12 protein-coding genes are annotated in these 16959 nt (G+C 61.8%); 6 read left to right on the top strand and 6 right to left on the bottom strand.

What is annotated here, in order from left to right; genetic code table 11:
- Nucleotides 1-27: 27 nt before the first annotated feature.
- Complete coding sequence (locus QM600_RS00330; RefSeq protein ID WP_283259660.1) at nt 28-1602, top strand: hypothetical protein; 1575 nt, start codon at nt 28-30, stop codon at nt 1600-1602.
- A 90-nt stretch (nt 1603-1692) separates the two neighbouring features.
- Nucleotides 1693-2052 (top strand): hypothetical protein, encoded by a 360-nt coding sequence (locus QM600_RS00325; RefSeq protein WP_283259496.1) that lies wholly within the window; start codon nt 1693-1695, stop codon nt 2050-2052.
- A gap of 28 nt (nt 2053-2080) precedes the next feature.
- Here the strand turns inward: QM600_RS00325 and QM600_RS00320 are convergent, their stop codons facing one another.
- Nucleotides 2081-3586, bottom strand: a complete 1506-nt coding sequence (locus tag QM600_RS00320) for a hypothetical protein (RefSeq protein WP_502942829.1) — start codon at nt 3584-3586, stop codon at nt 2081-2083.
- 326 nt (nt 3587-3912) lie between these two features.
- Between QM600_RS00320 and QM600_RS00315 the strand changes: the two genes are divergently transcribed.
- A complete protein-coding gene (locus tag QM600_RS00315) occupies nt 3913-4716 on the top strand; it encodes a pentapeptide repeat-containing protein (protein WP_283259495.1) in 804 nt (267 codons plus the stop codon).
- A 98-nt stretch (nt 4717-4814) separates the two neighbouring features.
- Here the strand turns inward: QM600_RS00315 and QM600_RS00310 are convergent, their stop codons facing one another.
- Both QM600_RS00310 and QM600_RS00305 read right to left on the bottom strand, forming a co-directional pair.
- A complete protein-coding gene (locus QM600_RS00310) occupies nt 4815-5342 on the bottom strand; it encodes a hypothetical protein (protein WP_283259494.1) in 528 nt (175 codons plus the stop codon).
- 45 nt (nt 5343-5387) lie between these two features.
- Nucleotides 5388-7001 carry a tyrosinase family protein gene (locus tag QM600_RS00305; RefSeq protein WP_283259493.1) on the bottom strand — a complete coding sequence of 538 codons (1614 nt, stop codon included), beginning with the start codon at nt 6999-7001 and terminating at the stop codon, nt 5388-5390.
- A gap of 820 nt (nt 7002-7821) precedes the next feature.
- Here QM600_RS00305 and QM600_RS00300 point away from each other — a divergent pair.
- Complete coding sequence (locus QM600_RS00300; protein WP_283259492.1) at nt 7822-8847, top strand: alcohol dehydrogenase catalytic domain-containing protein; 1026 nt, start codon at nt 7822-7824, stop codon at nt 8845-8847.
- A 2-nt stretch (nt 8848-8849) separates the two neighbouring features.
- Here the strand turns inward: QM600_RS00300 and QM600_RS00295 are convergent, their stop codons facing one another.
- Nucleotides 8850-9230, bottom strand: a complete 381-nt coding sequence (locus QM600_RS00295; protein WP_283259490.1) for a PPOX class F420-dependent oxidoreductase — start codon at nt 9228-9230, stop codon at nt 8850-8852.
- A gap of 212 nt (nt 9231-9442) precedes the next feature.
- Between QM600_RS00295 and QM600_RS00290 the strand changes: the two genes are divergently transcribed.
- The gene (locus QM600_RS00290; RefSeq protein WP_283259488.1) at nt 9443-11083 is read left to right on the top strand and encodes a GMC oxidoreductase; all 1641 of its coding nucleotides are present in this window, start codon (nt 9443-9445) and stop codon (nt 11081-11083) included.
- Between the two features lies 1 nt (nt 11084).
- Here QM600_RS00290 and QM600_RS00285 read toward each other — a convergent pair whose 3' ends face one another.
- Together QM600_RS00285 and cobN are read right to left on the bottom strand one after the other, a co-directional pair.
- Nucleotides 11085-11726, bottom strand: coding sequence for a hypothetical protein (locus tag QM600_RS00285; RefSeq protein WP_283259487.1), 642 nt, complete (start codon nt 11724-11726; stop codon nt 11085-11087).
- A gap of 214 nt (nt 11727-11940) precedes the next feature.
- Nucleotides 11941-15591, bottom strand: a complete 3651-nt coding sequence (gene cobN, locus QM600_RS00280; RefSeq protein ID WP_283259486.1) for a cobaltochelatase subunit CobN — start codon at nt 15589-15591, stop codon at nt 11941-11943.
- A 220-nt stretch (nt 15592-15811) separates the two neighbouring features.
- Between cobN and cobG the strand changes: the two genes are divergently transcribed.
- On the top strand, nt 15812-16954 hold the full coding sequence (cobG, locus tag QM600_RS00275; RefSeq protein ID WP_283259485.1) for a precorrin-3B synthase: 1143 nt from the start codon (nt 15812-15814) through the stop codon (nt 16952-16954).
- The last annotated feature ends 5 nt before the right edge of the window (nt 16955-16959 follow it).

The raw sequence follows: 16959 nt of genomic DNA, 5'->3' as shown, positions 1-16959 counted from the left end.
CTCCTTGCAGCAAGCCTGCTGTTACCCATGCCCCTCGCCGCAGCCACACCCACGGAGGCCGGACCAGCGGGCTGCGTACCGTTCGGGACCGCCCAACTTCCACCTGGGGCACCCTCCGGCGGTGGCCGAGTCGGGCTAGCCCACCTGCCGGCGTTCATCGGCCCGGACGCCCCGACATCCGTCGAGGTTCGCACGCCGACCACTCAGTTCAATCGGTTCTGGGAGTTCGCACTCGTCGGCCACGACCTGCTCACCCGGCCGAGGGAAGCCCGTGCGCCCACGGCGGAGCCCTGGCGTTACGTGCCGACGCCCGAGTGCCTGCGCAGCCGACTAGTCGGGATATCGCTGGACGACGACGAACTCGTCGCGGTTGACGACAACGGCTGGATTTACACGATGGACAACGCATCCCAGGACCCGCTTCTGTGGAACTGGACCTCCGCGTGGGGCGCACCCCTGTGGGCCGGTCCCGGTCGGCAACTACCCGGGGACCGGCCGAACGGGTGGGCGTTGAGTGTGTCCTCACCCTGGGACAACCAGACGTTCACCGACATCGCAGGCCGAATCCACTACGTCGGATACGGCAAGATGACGATGCTCCCCGCGTTGACCGGGGACGGCAGCCGCATCACCTACGCGGACCCGTGGCTGCCCAACGACGACAGCTACGAGATCGGCGGGCCGCTCGGCGGACGGTTCCAGGCCGAATCATTGTCGGGGGCCGGATCGACCACTTTCGTGATGAACACGTATGGCGACATGTACACCCGCACATTCGATTTCGACTCGTCAGGATCGGACTCGATCTTCTTCCGCTACAGCTGGGACGACCAGTCAGCCAAGCCAACCGCACCCAATCTCGTCGTCGAGACGCTCGATCGCAGCACCGCCGCGATTCAACTGCCGGCGCCGGAGTGGGTGCACCAACCCAAGATTCCCGGAGAGATCACGTCCGCGATCAGCGTGCACTCCCTCGGGCCCGGTCCGAATCGGCGCGAATTGCGTGTGGAGGGCCGTAGCGGCGGCGAATCCGGTTTCTGGCACAAAGATATGGTGGGCGGCATGTGGGAGTTCACGCCGACCGGCGCGGCCTTCCTCGGTACGCCGATCGAGAACTCGCCGACGGACCGCTCGACCGATACCTTGGCTCCCGCCGCTCCCTGGAACCTTTCCACGACCCTGCCTGCCCGCGACGGCGCCATCGACGGTCAGACACTGATCGACATCGGATTTCCGTACACGGTGGTGGATCCGCGCATGTTGGACGCTATCGGCCAGCACGCGCAGCCGTCCGGCTACCGACTGGACGTGGACCACTTCGATCCGGTTGCCACCACTCGGACCGCGACCGTAACCGCACCGGATGGCACCGCCATTCCGGTCGTCCTGCACACCGCCGACGGACTCCGGATGACACCCCGCGCACCCGGCCTCGATGCCAACCCGCGCCACCTCGTCGGGGCGATCGAGATCCCGGCGGACGCGTATGCGGCCCGGGTATCGAATCCCGCGCTGGACGCGTTTGTCCGAGACTGGATGCGCGGCAGGCACATCGCGGCGATCACGCTCAGCGCCACCGACCACGACCTGGTGGTCCGCTGACAGGAAACACCAACTCTGACCCGCTGTGCAGTTCCCTGCCGTGACAACCGGTGAGCTGATTGAGCTGGCCGAAAATGGAAGGATCGAAGCATGAACACGTTTCAGAAGGTCGCCGCCGCGGTGAACAAGCTTGTGTTGGCCTCGACGCGGATCCCCGTCCTGGGGAAGTTCGCCGGAAGGTCGATGGTCGTGCTCACGTACACCGGACGCAAGTCCGGTAAGACGTTCAGCCTTCCTGTGTCCTTCACTCAATCAGGAAACAAACTCCTCATCAGAGTTGCTCTGCCCGACAAGAAGAACTGGTGGCGCAACTTTCGGAACGAAGGCGCACCGTTAACAGCCACCCTGAATGGAGTAGATCGCACCGGACATGCGGTCAGTCACCGTGACGCCCGCGGCCGGGTAACCGTCACGGTAACACTCGATCCAGCACATCCCCCCGCACGCTGAGAGTTGTCGGGGCGATCACCTGCCGGCTCTACTGGCCGCTAACTCGGATCACACCACTGATCGTTCCCTGCAGGTAGTCACCCGACGAGTCGATGAGCGCTGACATCTGCAAGGTGTCGTTGATCATCGTCCCGGGCAGATCACGCATCGCCAGAGTATTTCCCGTGTTCGGATCGATCACTGCGAACGCAAATTCATCGAGCGGCGAGGTTTTGTCAGACGAAGACGGAAGTCCTTGACGGACAACGGTGTACAAATTTCCGTCGGCTGTCGACAGGTGCGGCACCGCAGAGCTGCGAGCATCGTTGTTCCAGACCGTGTGACAGCCTTCACCGTCGACGTCGACATCAACTCGGGTCATTCCGCCGACAAACGGTGCGCTGGCGGGTACAGCCGGTCCGGCGCCCGCGGGCACAGTCGGGTACGGGTAGCCGTAGGTACTGGCAACGAAAACCGAGTTACCGATGCCGATCGGCGAGTTCTCACTGCCCGGGCCTCCGGTGGTGAGAACTGTTTGGCTGCAGACAGTTTCACCGGTCGATGCGCGGTAGACCAGGAGACTCACCTGAGTGTCGGCACTGTCGACAATGGTCAGGTAGTCAGATCCGTTGGGGCCGAAGTAGGTTGGCGTCGAACCGGTTCCCCAACTGAGCTGACCCGGCTTACGAGCACTGCCACGGTCGTACGCCGCACGCCAGTCGATCTTCGGCGTGCCGTCCGTGTCAGCACTGAGTTGATACAACGCGTGAGTAGTTGCGACTGCGGTACCGGCGACGGAAGTAGAAATACTGTTCTGCACTTCCTCGCCCACAGGCAACGCCAGTGTGCGGGTGACTCCTCCCACGTCGACGCGTCCGACGCGACCGGCGCCCGTCGCGAACCACACATTGCCTTGCCAGTCCGGTGCAAGACCGGTGACGTTGTCGCCGTCGGGAATTGAACCACTCAGGTCGACGGACTGGTCGACGAACAGTCGCCAACTGCCGTTTGTTGTCTGCTCATGCTGGACACGCACAAGTTGGCGGTTTCCGTCGACTGCAACAAGTCGGTCCGCGTTGTCCAAGTACGCGTAGACGCCGCCGAGCAGGCTGCCTTTCGGGAGTTCAAGCTGCGCCACCGAAGCCGCGGGCGACGAAGATCCTCCCAACGAACCCAATGAGCCCGTACCCATTGCCGAAGTGTCGATCAGGTGCACGGTCGGAACCTGTCCGAGAATGCTGGTGCACAACGCCAGAACCAGGCCGTCGGAGCCTTCGAGCAACGTCGGGCATGCAGCAGCCAAGGGAACCGGATCGACTGACAGTGCACCGGAGCCCGGGCCTGCGAGTGGGGTGGCGTCCGAGGAACCTGCGTCTCCGTGCATCGTCGAGGTTCCCAGGGGTCCGAGGAACGGGTTCGCCGGGGCAAGTGGCCCCCAAGTGGGCAGCGCCGATGCGGTGCTGGCAGAAGCGGTCATCAGCACAGCCGTCAGTGCGGTCAGAGCCAACCGGCCCCTTGCCCCCGTCTTCGGGGCGTTGTACCGCAACTTCTGCATCGCTTCTCCATTTCCGATATTTGCTGAAAACGGGCAACGCCCGTCATTTCCGATTCGAGTGGATCACACCCGATTGTCTGTCGCGCCGTTTCACGGAAATTACGACGAGAGCCAGTCCAGTCGCGGTACGCAATTCGGAACCGACAGTTGGTTCGAGCGTGTAGCAACAGCTTTCGTTCCGGGGCGTATTCGGGTCCTCAAATACCCACTATGGCTAAATCGAGCCCATATCGGGTGAATGTTCGTTATGTTCGTAGGCCGCGGTTACTCTTCGTGGCCGCACCGCACCCGTGCGGAGATCAGTTCTGAAAGGGCACACAGATCACATGACAACACTCGATCACGACCGCCGTACCCGGGTCGCTGCCGCGTGCGGTGGCGCCGCTCTCGCTGCAGCCGCGATCTTGACAGCAGGAACGGGAATCGCGGCCGCTAGTGCCGCCGACGCCCTCCGCGCTGCGTGCACGCACTACGAACCGAACCCGGTCTGGAACGGATCTGAAAACGAAGTCTCCGATTGCTCCGGAGCTAACCTTGCCGGTAAGAACCTGACCGGTGCTGTCCTGTCCGGTGCGGACCTGACCGGCGCAAAACTAGCTGGAGCAGAACTGTCCGACGCAACCCTGCGCGGCGCGGACCTGGGCAGCGCGAACCTGACCAACGCGGAATTGATCAATGCGAACCTCAGCGACGCGAATCTGAGGTACGCGAACTTGACCGGCGCGAACTTGACCGGCGCGAACCTTGCCGACGCAAACTTGTCCGGCGCCGATCTGACCTGGACGGACCTGACCGGGACGAACCTGACGAAATCGAAGCTGACCGGCACCAGCATTGTGCCGGCAAACATCCGATCGGCTGCATCGTCGGCCGATGGCGCTTCCGTCACGATTCCCGCACCGGCGGGAGCGACGGGCGTGACGTTGGACGGATGTACCCGACCGCAGAACGTCGCTGTCCCACTGAATACGACCAGTGCATTTCCAGTCGGTACGACGACGGTGACCTGCACCGTCCATAGCGTCCGGGCTGGTTCTCCGTCGATCGGTTCGGGCACCTTCACCGTCACTGTCGGCACTGACGCTTCGTCGACCGGATCGCTGGGATCGCTCAGTCTTTTCGGTAGCTGAATGAGCTGAGATCTGCCCACCGCAAACACCTCCCGAGCAACGTCGCGCGATTACTCGCAGCCACAACTCCGGAGGTGTTTTCTGTCCACGCATGCCCGTTATCTCCGGTTCGAGTGGATCACACCCTGTTTTCTGTCGCGCCGTTTCACGGAAATCGCGACAACTACGGCGGCAAGGCCGGCTTGACCGAGAGCTAGGCCAGTCGCTAGGTACGTGAGTATCTCGCTGCCCGACTGGTGAATCGTTGCCGGATCCGCGAGACGGCTGGCAATGTGGTGTCCACCGGAGGTCGCCCCCATCGCAGTGCGGTCAGAGGTCATCGCGCTCATACTTTGGATGATCGTCAGATGCACCAGCAGCATGAAACCTGCGAGTCCCCCAGCAGTGGCCCACACTCGAATGGTCGGCGCACCCCACAGATGTTGGACGCACGGAATGCACGCCAGGGAAGCAGTTGCCATCAGCATGCTTCTGCCTGGCATCTGTGTGAGGTGCGCCGTCAGCAGGGGCACGTGAGCAGCAAAGCAAACCACAGCCAAGACAGCGGACACTTTCCCCGCATAAACTGCGACAACAGGATTCGCGGGTAATGCGGGCCGCCATCCGGCCGTGGTTGTGCTTGCCACGTGTCTACTCCTGCCACTACATCGAGGTCTGGACTGCGCGTAGATTCAGCGAATCTCGATAGTGAACGGGGCGTCGTCCGCTGAGGCGCCGGCAGTCAAACCACCAGCGCCGGTGCGGAATGCCCGTCCACCTAGGAGGCCCTCACGAGTCAATACTTCGACCTCCACACCGGATGTGACACCCCCCGGTGCCGCACCAAGTTTTGTCGCGGTCTCAGCGGGCAGCCTGAACGACGCCTGAGCTTCGAGATGCGTCTGGCAGTTCATGCAGCCCTCGACATGCCAGCGACTCAAAATCGGTTCGGTGCCGAGGTATTCACGCTCCCCGTCGACTGTGGCGTAGGCCGAGATCAGGAACGAGCCTCGGATATCCGCCCGATTGATTCCAGCCACCCGCACGGTGTGTCCGTCCGGCACGTCCGCAAGTTCAGCCGTGAGCGCATCCGAAGTCTGCTGTGCATACGTTTCGAGCGAGCCCGGACCGTAGGTATAACCGAGTTGGGATTCGATATTGATGCAGTCGGCGGTTGTTACGTATGTTTTGCCGTCGGCATTCTTGAACGGCTTGAGTTCGGTCGTCATCGACAGTCGCTCGTCCGGATCGGCACCGGCCGGCGGCGGATTGTCTTTTGTGTACTTCGTGCCGGTATCCGTGGAATCGATGGTGAAACTGTCCGTTGCGCCATGCCGACGCTGCCACGTCCAGAATGTGTAGTCGATGAAGCAGTGATGAAAGAAGAAGATGGGGTCGAGACCGGCCGTATCGTTCTCCCCCATGTCTCCGTTGGCGCCAGGAATCGCCGAAGCATCTCCCTGCCCGGGATAATCGAAGCCGCCGACAGCGAGGTGCATGTAATTGTGCGGACTTTCCAACGGGACCACACTCGTGCTGTGATTCTTGTTCCACGCACCGGCTGACGTGGTGTTGGAGAACAATGTGTAGTTCGGCGCATCGAGGCATTGGGAGAACTTGGTGGACACCTCACCTTGCCACTTGCCGCCGATCCTGATCTTTCCGTTGAGCCACGTGGTCACGTTGTCGTTCAGGTAACCGACGTTTGCGGTGTAGCTCGGAAACTGTGCGTTGTGCGCTTTTGTTGCTAGAGCGTCATTCTCAGTTCCTACCAATCCTGACAGTGGGTAGCGCACGGTCTCGTAGCCCGCAGGCTTGCTGTAGACGATGGCGTCTTGCGCTACCTGATCAACGATGGCCACCGGCAACTCGAACGAGCGCAGCGGGTTGGGAATCCTCTTACCGTCAAGCATGAACGTCTCGTCGGTCAGAGCACGAGGAATACCCTTGTCCGCGGACAGTGCACTGCATTCGTCCCAGAAGGGCAGTGTTACGTCACTGCAGCCAGGAATGGTCTGCAACGCCCTTTCCAGTTGCATCAAGTACGCGCGGTGCCAACTCGGAAACAGCACGGTGCCATGCTGGCAGTAGCCACCCCACCACGTGTCAGAGGTCTCGCCAGGACCTCGGAATGGTTCGCCGTGATAGCCGCCGATCATGAAGAACGATCGAAGATCCTCCGGCGGCAGTTCCTGTATCCCCTTCCAGGCTCGCATTAGATTTTCGAGTTCGGTCTTGTTGCCCTTGTCGTAGTCATCCTGGATATTTGTCAATGAGCGCCGAACAGCTAATTTGGTGCTGGACATGTCGATTTCCCATCATGGTTCGGAATCACAGTCGAATTGGTGTTGTGGTGAGCAGAGCGTAGAAGACAACCCTGCGTTTGATTCGAAAAACGCGATTATCAATGAAACTCCACTAACGGGCAATCAGGTAAGACTGATCCCTCGTCAAGAAACTGTCGATTAGCGAGAAAGCGACCTGCTGTATTGCTCACCAGCTTCCCCGATGCCGATGCTGACAACGGCATTCAACCAGCAACTACTACACAGAACTGTTGTTCGACCTCGACGCCGTCGAACGCATCGCCGCCGGGAAGCTCTCTTCGGCTCGATTAACCACTCCGCGACTCGGCCGCATTCTAGAACATGACGATGCCGTATCACGGATATAATTTGACCGCCGGTTGATAGGCAATTTCTACTCGTATTCATGACATTCTCCGAGCATGCGGCTAGATCGCTCCCCCATAATCCATCATTCCGATGTCCCGGTCTATTAACGTTCACTACAATCACTTAAAGATAACTGGATCTTGCAGATTCGCTTGCGCTTAGGTCCGAAAACCGCCGCCGAAACAAGGGTTCGGTTCATCTCACAATTCGCGAGGTCTATTGAAACCCTGCGGACGATCAGCAATTCCCGCCGTAGCAGCGGTCCACAGTCGGCAGCGCAATCTCCGGGCGTACTCCATTTGTCCGCCGCACGAAGTTTGCTATTCGAGAAGCTGTTCCAGCAGACCGAACACCGCCGAAACCCCGCGTCGAGATTATCCGTGACTACTACCGGTCGATGGACGAGTCTGGAATGAGGACGACCATCAGCCTTTCAACGAAGGGACACGCCATGACACTCTCGAATACCCGAGCAATGCAAACCGCCGAACCTGGTGGCACATTCGCTCGGACGCAGGTCACCACCCCGCGGCCCGGACCAGGCCACGTACGCGTCACCGTCGAGGCCTGCGGCGTATGCCATTCCGATGCGATGATCACGGGCGGACAACTTCCCGGCACAACGTTTCCGCTTACCACCGGCCATGAGATCGCCGGTCGGATCGAATCGATCGGAGACGGAGTCGACGGTTGGACGCTCGGCCAACGGGTTGCGGTCGGCTGGTACGGCGGTAGCTGCGGGTATTGCGACGCCTGTCGTGACGGCGACGGCGTCAACTGCGCCAAGTTGCAGATTCCGGGTGTCGCCTACCCTGGAGGGTTCGCGGATTCCGTTGTTGTACCCGCGATTGCACTGGCAGCCATACCGGATGAGCTTTCCGCAGTCGATGCAGCGCCCCTCGCCTGCGCCGGAGTAACCGTGTTCAACGCCCTACGTCGAAGTGCCGCACGAGTCGGCGACGTTGTCGCGATTCTGGGGCTCGGAGGGCTGGGCCACCTAGGCGTGCAATTCGCTGCCCAAATGGGCTTTGTCACCGTCGCGATTGCCCGCGGCGCCGAAAAATCCTCATTGGCAAACCAATTGGGAGCCGATCGCTACATCGACAGCACCAACGACAACGTCGCACAAGCATTGCAATCCCTCGGCGGCGCGAAGGTCATCCTGGCGACGGTCACCAACGGTGAGGCGATGACCGCCACCTTCGACGGGCTGGGACGACGGGGCGAACTCATCATCGTCGGAGCAACACCAGACATATTGCAGCTCAGCGGATTGCAGTTCATCAACAACACCAAGAAGATTTACGGTCACGCGTCCGGGACCGCACTCGACATCGAGGAAACTATGCGTTTTGCCGCCCAAACCGGGGTCCGTGCCTGGACCGAGGAGGTGCCACTAGACGATGCCGGGGCCGCTTTCGAAAAGATGCTCACCGGCAAGGCCCGCTTCCGCATGGTCTTGACCACCGGAAACTGAGGTCACGCAGCAGTAATCGCCAGCCCGATGGTGCCGGTCTTGCCGCGACGAAGGAGGCTGCCCTTCATGGTGATCCAGCCGATGATGCCGTACCGACGGGCGATCGCATCGCGCGCGTGATCCGTTCCGGGTCCATCCAGAATCTCCGCCTTTGCGGCTACGGGCTCACCTTTGGGATTGCCACGAGCATCACACGCGGCAATCGTCACTGACGGATTTCGTTTAATCCGCTTCACTTTGTACGAATCGGTGACCGTCCACATCAACAGCTGCTCACCGTCGGCCGCAGCCCACAACGGTGTTGCGACGGGTGTGCCGTCTTTGCGGAAGGTGGTCAGCAAGACGTATTTGGATTCGGTTACTCGTTTGAAGTCTGGGTTCACCCCTCGAGGATAGGTGTGTGCACCAACAAACAGGCAACTAGAAACTTCAGATAACCCCCAGCGACCGCATCTCCGGTCTGATAATTGACCATTTGTCCGATAAATGCCGATTTCGGGCGCCTTTTCCCAGTCTCGGTGCATGAGAAAAAACCAACCTCGAGCTATTCTGTCGTTAACTGTATTTACGAGGCTTCTGGAGTCGATTTTTCATCATGCAGCGTCGAAATTTCTTGAAGGCAGCAGGAGTTGGCGCGGCGGTTGCCGCTACGACAACTCTCACAACCACCCCGGTCGGGCACGCAGCACCATCGCCGCGGCATGCGCTGCCCATGGGCAGCGACCACTACCGCAACCTTGTTCCAGAATTATTCGTTCCGTCTCCTCCGGCGCCAGCTCATTCGGAAGCCATCGTCATCGGTTCCGGATTCGGTGCCAGCGCGACGGCACTACGCCTCGCGCAGAACGGCACAGCTGTCACGATCTTGGAGCGCGGTCTGCGCTGGCCACGGGATCCGTTTCGCGAAATCCACACTTCCGACCTGCTCGCTGACGGCCGTGGTGTGTTCCGCCGGACGTCGTTCACCAACCTCACCGGCCTGCCAGTGATCTGCGATTACTTCAGTGGAGTTCTCGACGCCACCGACTACGAGAACATCTCGGTCTGGCGTGGGGCTGCCGTCGGCGGCGGTTCCGTCATCTTCACCGGTGTGATGATTGCGCCGGAGCGGAGATTCTTCGACGCTGTCTTCGGTAACTCATTGAGCTACGACGAGATGGCATCCACCTGGTATCCCAAGGTCCGGCAGATGCTTCGCCTCAGTCCCCTACCCGAAGATTTGTATCAGTCCGCTAATTTCGGGCATTCACGTCGCTGGGATCAGGATGCCCGTCGCGCCGGATTCGACCCGCAGCGCATTGACGGAATCTGGAACTGGGATGTTGTCCGATCCGAAGTCAGCGGCGGAACTCGACCGTCGGCCTCTGCCGGCGAGACGAACATGGGTAACTCCAACGGCGCCAAGTTCGACCTCAACCAGAATTACATTCCGGCCGCCGAGGCAACCGGAAAAACCACGGTCTGTTTCGGCCATCAGGCGCTGAGCATCGGGCGTGAACGGGACGGACGATACATCGTCGAGGTCGAATCAAGCGATCCCACCGGGATGGTTCTCAGCCGTCGCACCATCACCTGTGATCGCCTGTTTCTCGGAGCCGGATCGATCGGAACCTCCGAATTATTGGTGCGCGCCCAAGCTACCGGTGCATTGCCGAACCTCAACGAACACATCGGCAAGGGTTGGGGCACCAACGGCGACGGCGCCATGGTGCGTTCCTTCGGATTCAGCGACGGCAATGCCCAGGCCGCACCGTCGGCTTCGCGTATCGTCGACGAAACCGGGATGCCGCTCTCACTCGAAAACTGGCATTTACCAGGAGTTCCCATCAACATTGGCCTACTCGGCAGCCTTGGTATGACCCTCGATTCGCAGCGAGCAGATTTCACCTACGACGCCCGGTTCAACCGCGTCGTTCTGAATTGGCCCAAGAACGGCAGCGCCGCAACCGTCGAAGCGTTACGCGCAGTGCAGAACAAAATGTCGTTTGCCGGCACAACTCTGCCGGGCGCGCTGCCGCTGGCTCAGGACGTCAACTCCTCGTTCACCGCTCATCCACTCGGGGGCGCGGTATTGGGCAAGGCCACCGACGGGTACGGCCGGGTCAAGGGGTACGACGGTCTGTACGTCATGGACGGTGCAGCGATTCCAGGCAGCACCGGCACGGTCAATCCGTCACTGACCATCACTGCATTGGCCGAGCGCAACATTGCGGAGATCATCAGATCGAAGCGATAAGTTACTGCCTCCTGAATGAGTGGTCCCTGGCCCCGATCAAGACGCGGCAATCGGGTGAGACGAGCCAGTATCGGCCGTCGATCTCGAATTCGAAGGGTCCGTCGTCGAGATGCGCGACGGTCCCGGATTTCCACTCACCGATCGCTTCGCGAATTGCGGCCTCGAGCTCGGCATGCGACGTCCGCGGTATCCCGCAGATCGGGGCGTAGGACTGACGCACCCGCGCGGTGAGGTGCACGGAAGCGGTATCGAAGTTGTCGGCAAAATCTGCCGTCGACACCGGCGGCCCCGCCTCGGGCCGAGGAGCAGTCGATTCCCCGCGGTTCTTGAAACGGGATTTGACGCCGCTCTTTACCTGTTCCCAGGTGCGTTCACGGTGCACAGTCGAATAGCCGGTGATGGTTCCCCGGTCAGGCGAAAGGACCAGTGCATAGCCATCTCGGGACATCTGCAGGTATCCACCACCCGATAAGAACCGGGCAGATTTGAGCAGAAAATCTTCGAGCATGCTGCGCAACTGAATCTCTGCAGCCTTCAGATCCCCACCGTGGTGGTACCGGAAGCTGTCCACGGCGCGCAGTGAGACGCGGACGTCCGCAACATCCTCGATCGTGATGTCCCCAATAGGCGTATCTTGCGACATCCGGATGTGCTTGGACGTCCCGCGCGGTGAACCGACTGACACCGGAGCTTTCGAGTGTTCCGAACGCGCGAACCCGTGACATTCACTCGCGCGGCACCAACCGTCGTAATTGGTGGTCTCGTTGGTGCACCGGACACCGTCCCGACGAAATCGCGTGCAAACAGCCATTGAGACATTATGCGCACACCTACCGGCACACGTCGGGAGGCTGGGGTTACTCGCCTTCGAGTTCGCCTTCCGTCTCCAAATACACCTGCCGCAGGCCGTCGAGCGTCTTCTGCTCGGGGTGCTCCCACATCTTGCGCTCGGCGGCTTCGAGTAGACGCTCGGCGATGCCGTGCAATGCCCACGGGTTGGATGCCGTCATGAACTTCTGGTTCTGCTCGTCCAGAACATAAGTCTCGGCGAGCTTCTCGTACATCCAGTCCGCGACAACGTTGGTGGTGGCGTCGTAGCCGAAGAGGTAATCGACGGTAGCCGCCATCTCGAAGGCACCCTTGTAGCCGTGGCGGCGCATGGCGTCGAGCCACCGCGGATTGACGACGCGAGCCCGGAACACACGTGCCGTTTCTTCCGAAAGAGTGCGCGTGCGAACCGATTCCGGCCGGGTGCTGTCACCGATATATGCCTCGGGAGACTTGCCGGTCAGTGCCCGCACGGTGGCAACCATGCCGCCGTGGTACTGGAAATAGTCGTCGGAGTCGGCGATATCGTGTTCACGGGTGTCAGTGTTCTTGGCCGCCACGTTGATTCGACGGTAGGCGCTGCGCATGTCGTCGGCAGCAGGGATGCCGTCGAGGCCACGTCCGTAGGCGAAGCCTCCCCAGTTGGTGTACACCTCGGCGAGGTCGTCGTCGCCGCGCCAGGTCTTCGAGTCGATCAACTGGAGCAGACCGGCGCCGTACGTCCCCGGCTTGGATCCGAAAATACGAGTGGTCGCACGCCTGGCGTCCCCGTGTTCGGCCAGATCTGCCTGCGCGTGGGCGCGAACGTAGTTCTGCTCATCGGTCTCGTCGAGTGCGGCAACCAACTGCACGGCGTCGTCGAGAAGTGCCAGGACGTGCGGGAACGCGTCGCGGAAGAAGCCCGAGATGCGGACAGTGACGTCGATACGCGGGCGGCCGAGTTCTTCGAGATCGATGACCTCGAGGCTGACGACGCGCCTACTGGCTTCGTCCCACACCGGACGGACACCGAGCAGTGCAAAGACCTCGGCGATGTCGTCCCCGGAGGTACGCATCGCGGCGGTCCCCCACACCGACAAGCCGACCGAGCGCGGGTACTCGCCGTGATCGGCCAGGTACCGCGCCGCGAGGGATTCTGCCATCGCCTGACCGGTCTCCCACGCCAAGCGAGACGGAACGGCCTTGGGGTCAACCGAATAGAAGTTGCGGCCTGTGGGTAACACGTTGATCAGTCCGCGCAGCGGCGATCCGCTGGGTCCGGCCGCGATGAAACCTCCGTTGAGCGCGTGCAAAACCTGCTTGATCTCGTTGTCGGTCTGACGCAGACGCGGAACCACCTCGGTGGCCGCGAACTGCAAGATCTTCACAACTGTCGGGTCTTCGCTGAGTTCCTCTGCAGCAGAAGGATTCCACTCGGCTTCGGACATCGCGCGAACCAAAGCGTGTGCCTGCGCTTCGATGTCGTCGACCCGATTGCGCGATTCGTCGCCGTCCTCGCTCAGGCCCAGCGCCTCACGGAGACCGGGAACCGTTTGTTCACCGCCCCACATCTGGCGGGCACGCAGCATCGCGAGAACGAGTTCGATTTCAGCGTCGCCCTGCGGTGCGCGGCCGAGAATGTGCAGGCCGTCGCGGATCTGGACGTCCTTGATCTCGCACAGCCACCCGTCGACATGCAGGAGCATGTCGTCGAACACGTCTTCTTCGGGCCGCTCGGCAAGTCCCAGGTCATGGTCCATTTTGGCGGCGCGCATGAGCGTCCAGATCTGCTGGCGGATGGCCGGTAGCTTGGACGGGTCGAGAGCGGAGATGTTGGAGTGCTCGTCGAGAAGTTGTTCGAGACGGGAGATGTCGCCGTAGCTTTCGGCGCGCGCCATCGGCGGGATCAAGTGATCCACCAACGTTGCGTGCGCGCGACGCTTGGCCTGCGTTCCCTCTCCCGGGTCGTTGACCAGGAACGGGTAGATCAGTGGCAGGTCACCGAGCGCGGCATCGGTCCCGCAGTTCGCGGACATGCCCAGCGTCTTGCCGGGCAGCCATTCGAGGTTGCCGTGCTTACCGAGGTGGACGACGGCGTCGGCTCCGAATCCACCGGCCTCGGGCGCAGCGGCAATCCAACGGTACGCAGCAAGGTAATGGTGACTCGGGGGCAGATCTGGATCGTGGTAGATCGCGACGGGCCTCTCGCCGAATCCCCGGGGCGGCTGGACCATCAGAACGATGTTGTTGAATCGCAGTGCGGCGATGACGATTTCGCCCTCGGCGTCCTGCGATCGATCAACATAGAGCTCACCGGGAGCGTCGCCCCAGTGCTCTTCGACTCCGCTGCGCAGGTCCTCCGGCAGGGTCGCGAACCATTCGCGGTACCGCGATGCCGAGATGCGGATCGGGTTGCCTTCAAGCTGCTCGGCGGTAAGCCAGTCGGGATCCTGACCGCCGGCGGCGATCAGAGCGTGGATGAGGGCGTCACCGTCCTTTGCCGCCAAACCGGGTACTGCATCGGGTCCGTCGACGGGTCCGAGATCGTAACCAGCGGAGCGCATTTCGGTGAGCAGATCGATGGCACTGGCCGGGGTGTCCAGGCCGACAGCATTGCCGATGCGGGCATGCTTGGTCGGGTACGCCGAGAGCATCACCGCGATACGACGCTCAGTTGCCGGGATGTGGCGCAACTTGCCGTGACGGACCGCGATGCCGGCGACGCGGGCTGCTCGCTCCGGATCAGGTGCGTACGTGGAGAGACCGTCGGCGTCAATTTCCTTGAACGAGAACGGCACCGTGATGATGCGGCCGTCGAATTCGGGAACGGCGACCTGCGTCGCGACATCGAGCGGGGTTAGCCCGTCGCTGTTCTCTTCCCAGGTTGCGCGGCTACTGGTCAGGCAGAGTCCCTGCAGGATCGGGACATCCAACGCAGCAAGTGCAGCGACGTCCCAGGCTTCGTCGTCTCCACCGGCCGACGCAGTTGCCGGCTTGGTTCCGCCGGCAGCCAGAACCGTCACGACCATGGCGTCGGCGCGTCGAAGCGTGGTGAGAAGTTCGGCTTCCGCCGTGCGCAGCGATGCGCAGTAGATCGGGAGGGCAGTTCCACCGGCGCCGGCGATTGCATCACATAATGCCTGGATGTAGCGGGTATTTCCGGCCAGGTGCTGTGCGCGGTAGTAGAGAACCGCGATGACGGGGCCGTTGTTTTCGGTAATTTCGGGGGCAAAACCGGCGATGCCCCACGACGGAAGTCGAGTCGGCGGGTCGAAGCCGTGACCGGTGAGCAGGACTGTGTCCGAGAGGAAGTGATGCAGGTTCGCCAGGTTGTGCGCGCCGCCCTCGGCCAGGTAGTTGTGCGCTTCTGCAGCGACACCCGCGGAGACGGTCGAGCACTCCATGAGATCGGCATCGGGCGCGTGTTCACCGCCCAGAACCACCACGGGCAGACCACTCGCCAGGACCATGTCCAAGCCGGCTTCCCAAGTGCGACGGCTGCCGAGGATACGAACGACAACCAGATCGACGCCCTCGAGCAGTCGCGGCAGGTCTTCCGAGACCAGGAGCCTGGACGGGTTGGCCCAGCGGTAGGAGACGTCGTCGCCGCGCCACGGGTTCGGCGATACCTCTCGGCCGACATCCTGGCCGGCGCGAGCGCTCAGCAAATCGGTGTCGGACGTCGAAAGCAGAAGAATCACGGGTGAAACCTTCCTGGGGTTTCGCGCCCCGTGGCCAAGATCGGTCATCGACGACAGTTGAGGGTCTGACTCGTGTTTACAAACGGAAACAAATCCGCTCGATTCACTCACAGTGGCGCGACCGCACCGGTTTCTCACCGGTTTCCTCAACTACTGTCACGTATGCCGGACGATGCTACCGGTCAAGAGTCCGCGGACGTGACAGCCGTACCCTGGAACCATGCCGAAGGACCGTTCACAGCCAGATGCGTGCCCCGGTGCACTGCAGGTTCACCAAGCCGCCGACGGCGCATTGGCCCGCGTGCGCCTGCCCGGCGGAGTGCTGACGCCGCCACAATTGCAGACCCTCGCCGACGCCGCCCGCACGTTGGGGAACGGCCAGCTGGAACTCACGTCGCGTGGAAATATCCAGCTGCGAGCGGTCAAGGACCCCAACGCTTTTGCCGAGCAGATCGCGTCTGCCGGGCTGCTGCCGTCGGCGACGCACGAGCGTGTCCGCAACATTCTGGCCTCCCCGCTCTCGGGGCGAATTGGCGGCGTAGCGGATATCCGTGACCTGGTGACGCAACTCGATTCCGCGGTTCAATCCGATCAGGCATTGGCTGATCTACCTGGTCGAACCCTGTTCACGCTCGACGACGGCCGCGGCGACATCAGCGGCTTGCACGGCGATTTCGGTCTCCACGCGTACAGCGAAACCGAGCACTCGTTGGTTCTCGCCGGCCATCGCACCAGCCACCGCGTCCACGAGGACGACGCCATCTCGCTCCTACTCGACGCGGCCCACGCCTTCCTCGCAGTGCGGGACAAGCACTGGCGTCTCGCCGAGGTACCCGACGGCGTCGCCCGAACCATCGACCACCTGGGCCTCGGCGCCGAATTCGCCGGTGCAATCGACCTTTCGCCCGACGCCGGTCCTGCGATCGGTTGGCTCGAACAGCGCGACGGAACCGTGGCTTTGGGCGGCGGACTGCAGTTCGGACTCCTCGACGCACGGCTCGCCGAGTTCCTCGCCGCCATCGAAAAGCCCGTGGTCGTGACCCCGTGGCGTTCGGTTCTGATCTTCGACCTCGACGAAGGCGCAGCCGAGCAGGTGGTGCGCGTGCTCGCCCCCATGGGCTTGATCTTCGACGAGAACTCACCGTGGCTCGACGTCACTGCCTGCACCGGAAGCCCCGGTTGCGAAAAGTCGCTCGCCGACGTTCGATCCGACGCAATCACCGCCGTCGAGCAGGAGAAACTGCCGATCGAAGGCCGTCAACACTGGGCCGGCTGTGACCGTTCCTGCGGACGTCCCCGCGGGGACGTAGCTGATGTGATCGCAACGGGTGATGGTTACCGGGTTAATCCGACAGTTCGGTGATGCCT

Origin of the sequence: Rhodococcus sp. IEGM 1379, assembly GCF_030056815.1 — a bacterium.
Classification (GTDB): Bacteria; Actinomycetota; Actinomycetes; order Mycobacteriales; family Mycobacteriaceae; genus Rhodococcus_F.
The sequence above is the reverse complement of the archived record's forward strand: the minus strand, read 5'-3'. Positions and strand labels throughout refer to the sequence as shown.

Bases quoted from the DNA above. Each gene is read 5' to 3' on its own strand.
- QM600_RS00330 (WP_283259660.1), top strand. From the start codon at position 28: ATGCCCCTCGCCGCAGCCACACCCACGGAGGCCGGACCAGCGGGCTGC.
- QM600_RS00325 (WP_283259496.1), top strand. From the start codon at position 1,693: ATGAACACGTTTCAGAAGGTCGCCGCCGCGGTGAACAAGCTTGTGTTG.
- QM600_RS00320 (WP_502942829.1), bottom strand. From the start codon at position 3,586: ATGCAGAAGTTGCGGTACAACGCCCCGAAGACGGGGGCAAGGGGCCGG.
- QM600_RS00315 (WP_283259495.1), top strand. From the start codon at position 3,913: ATGACAACACTCGATCACGACCGCCGTACCCGGGTCGCTGCCGCGTGC.
- QM600_RS00305 (WP_283259493.1), bottom strand. From the start codon at position 7,001: ATGTCCAGCACCAAATTAGCTGTTCGGCGCTCATTGACAAATATCCAG.
- QM600_RS00300 (WP_283259492.1), top strand. From the start codon at position 7,822: ATGACACTCTCGAATACCCGAGCAATGCAAACCGCCGAACCTGGTGGC.
- QM600_RS00290 (WP_283259488.1), top strand. From the start codon at position 9,443: ATGCAGCGTCGAAATTTCTTGAAGGCAGCAGGAGTTGGCGCGGCGGTT.
- QM600_RS00285 (WP_283259487.1), bottom strand. From the start codon at position 11,726: ATGTCGCAAGATACGCCTATTGGGGACATCACGATCGAGGATGTTGCG.
- cobG (WP_283259485.1), top strand. From the start codon at position 15,812: ATGCCGAAGGACCGTTCACAGCCAGATGCGTGCCCCGGTGCACTGCAG.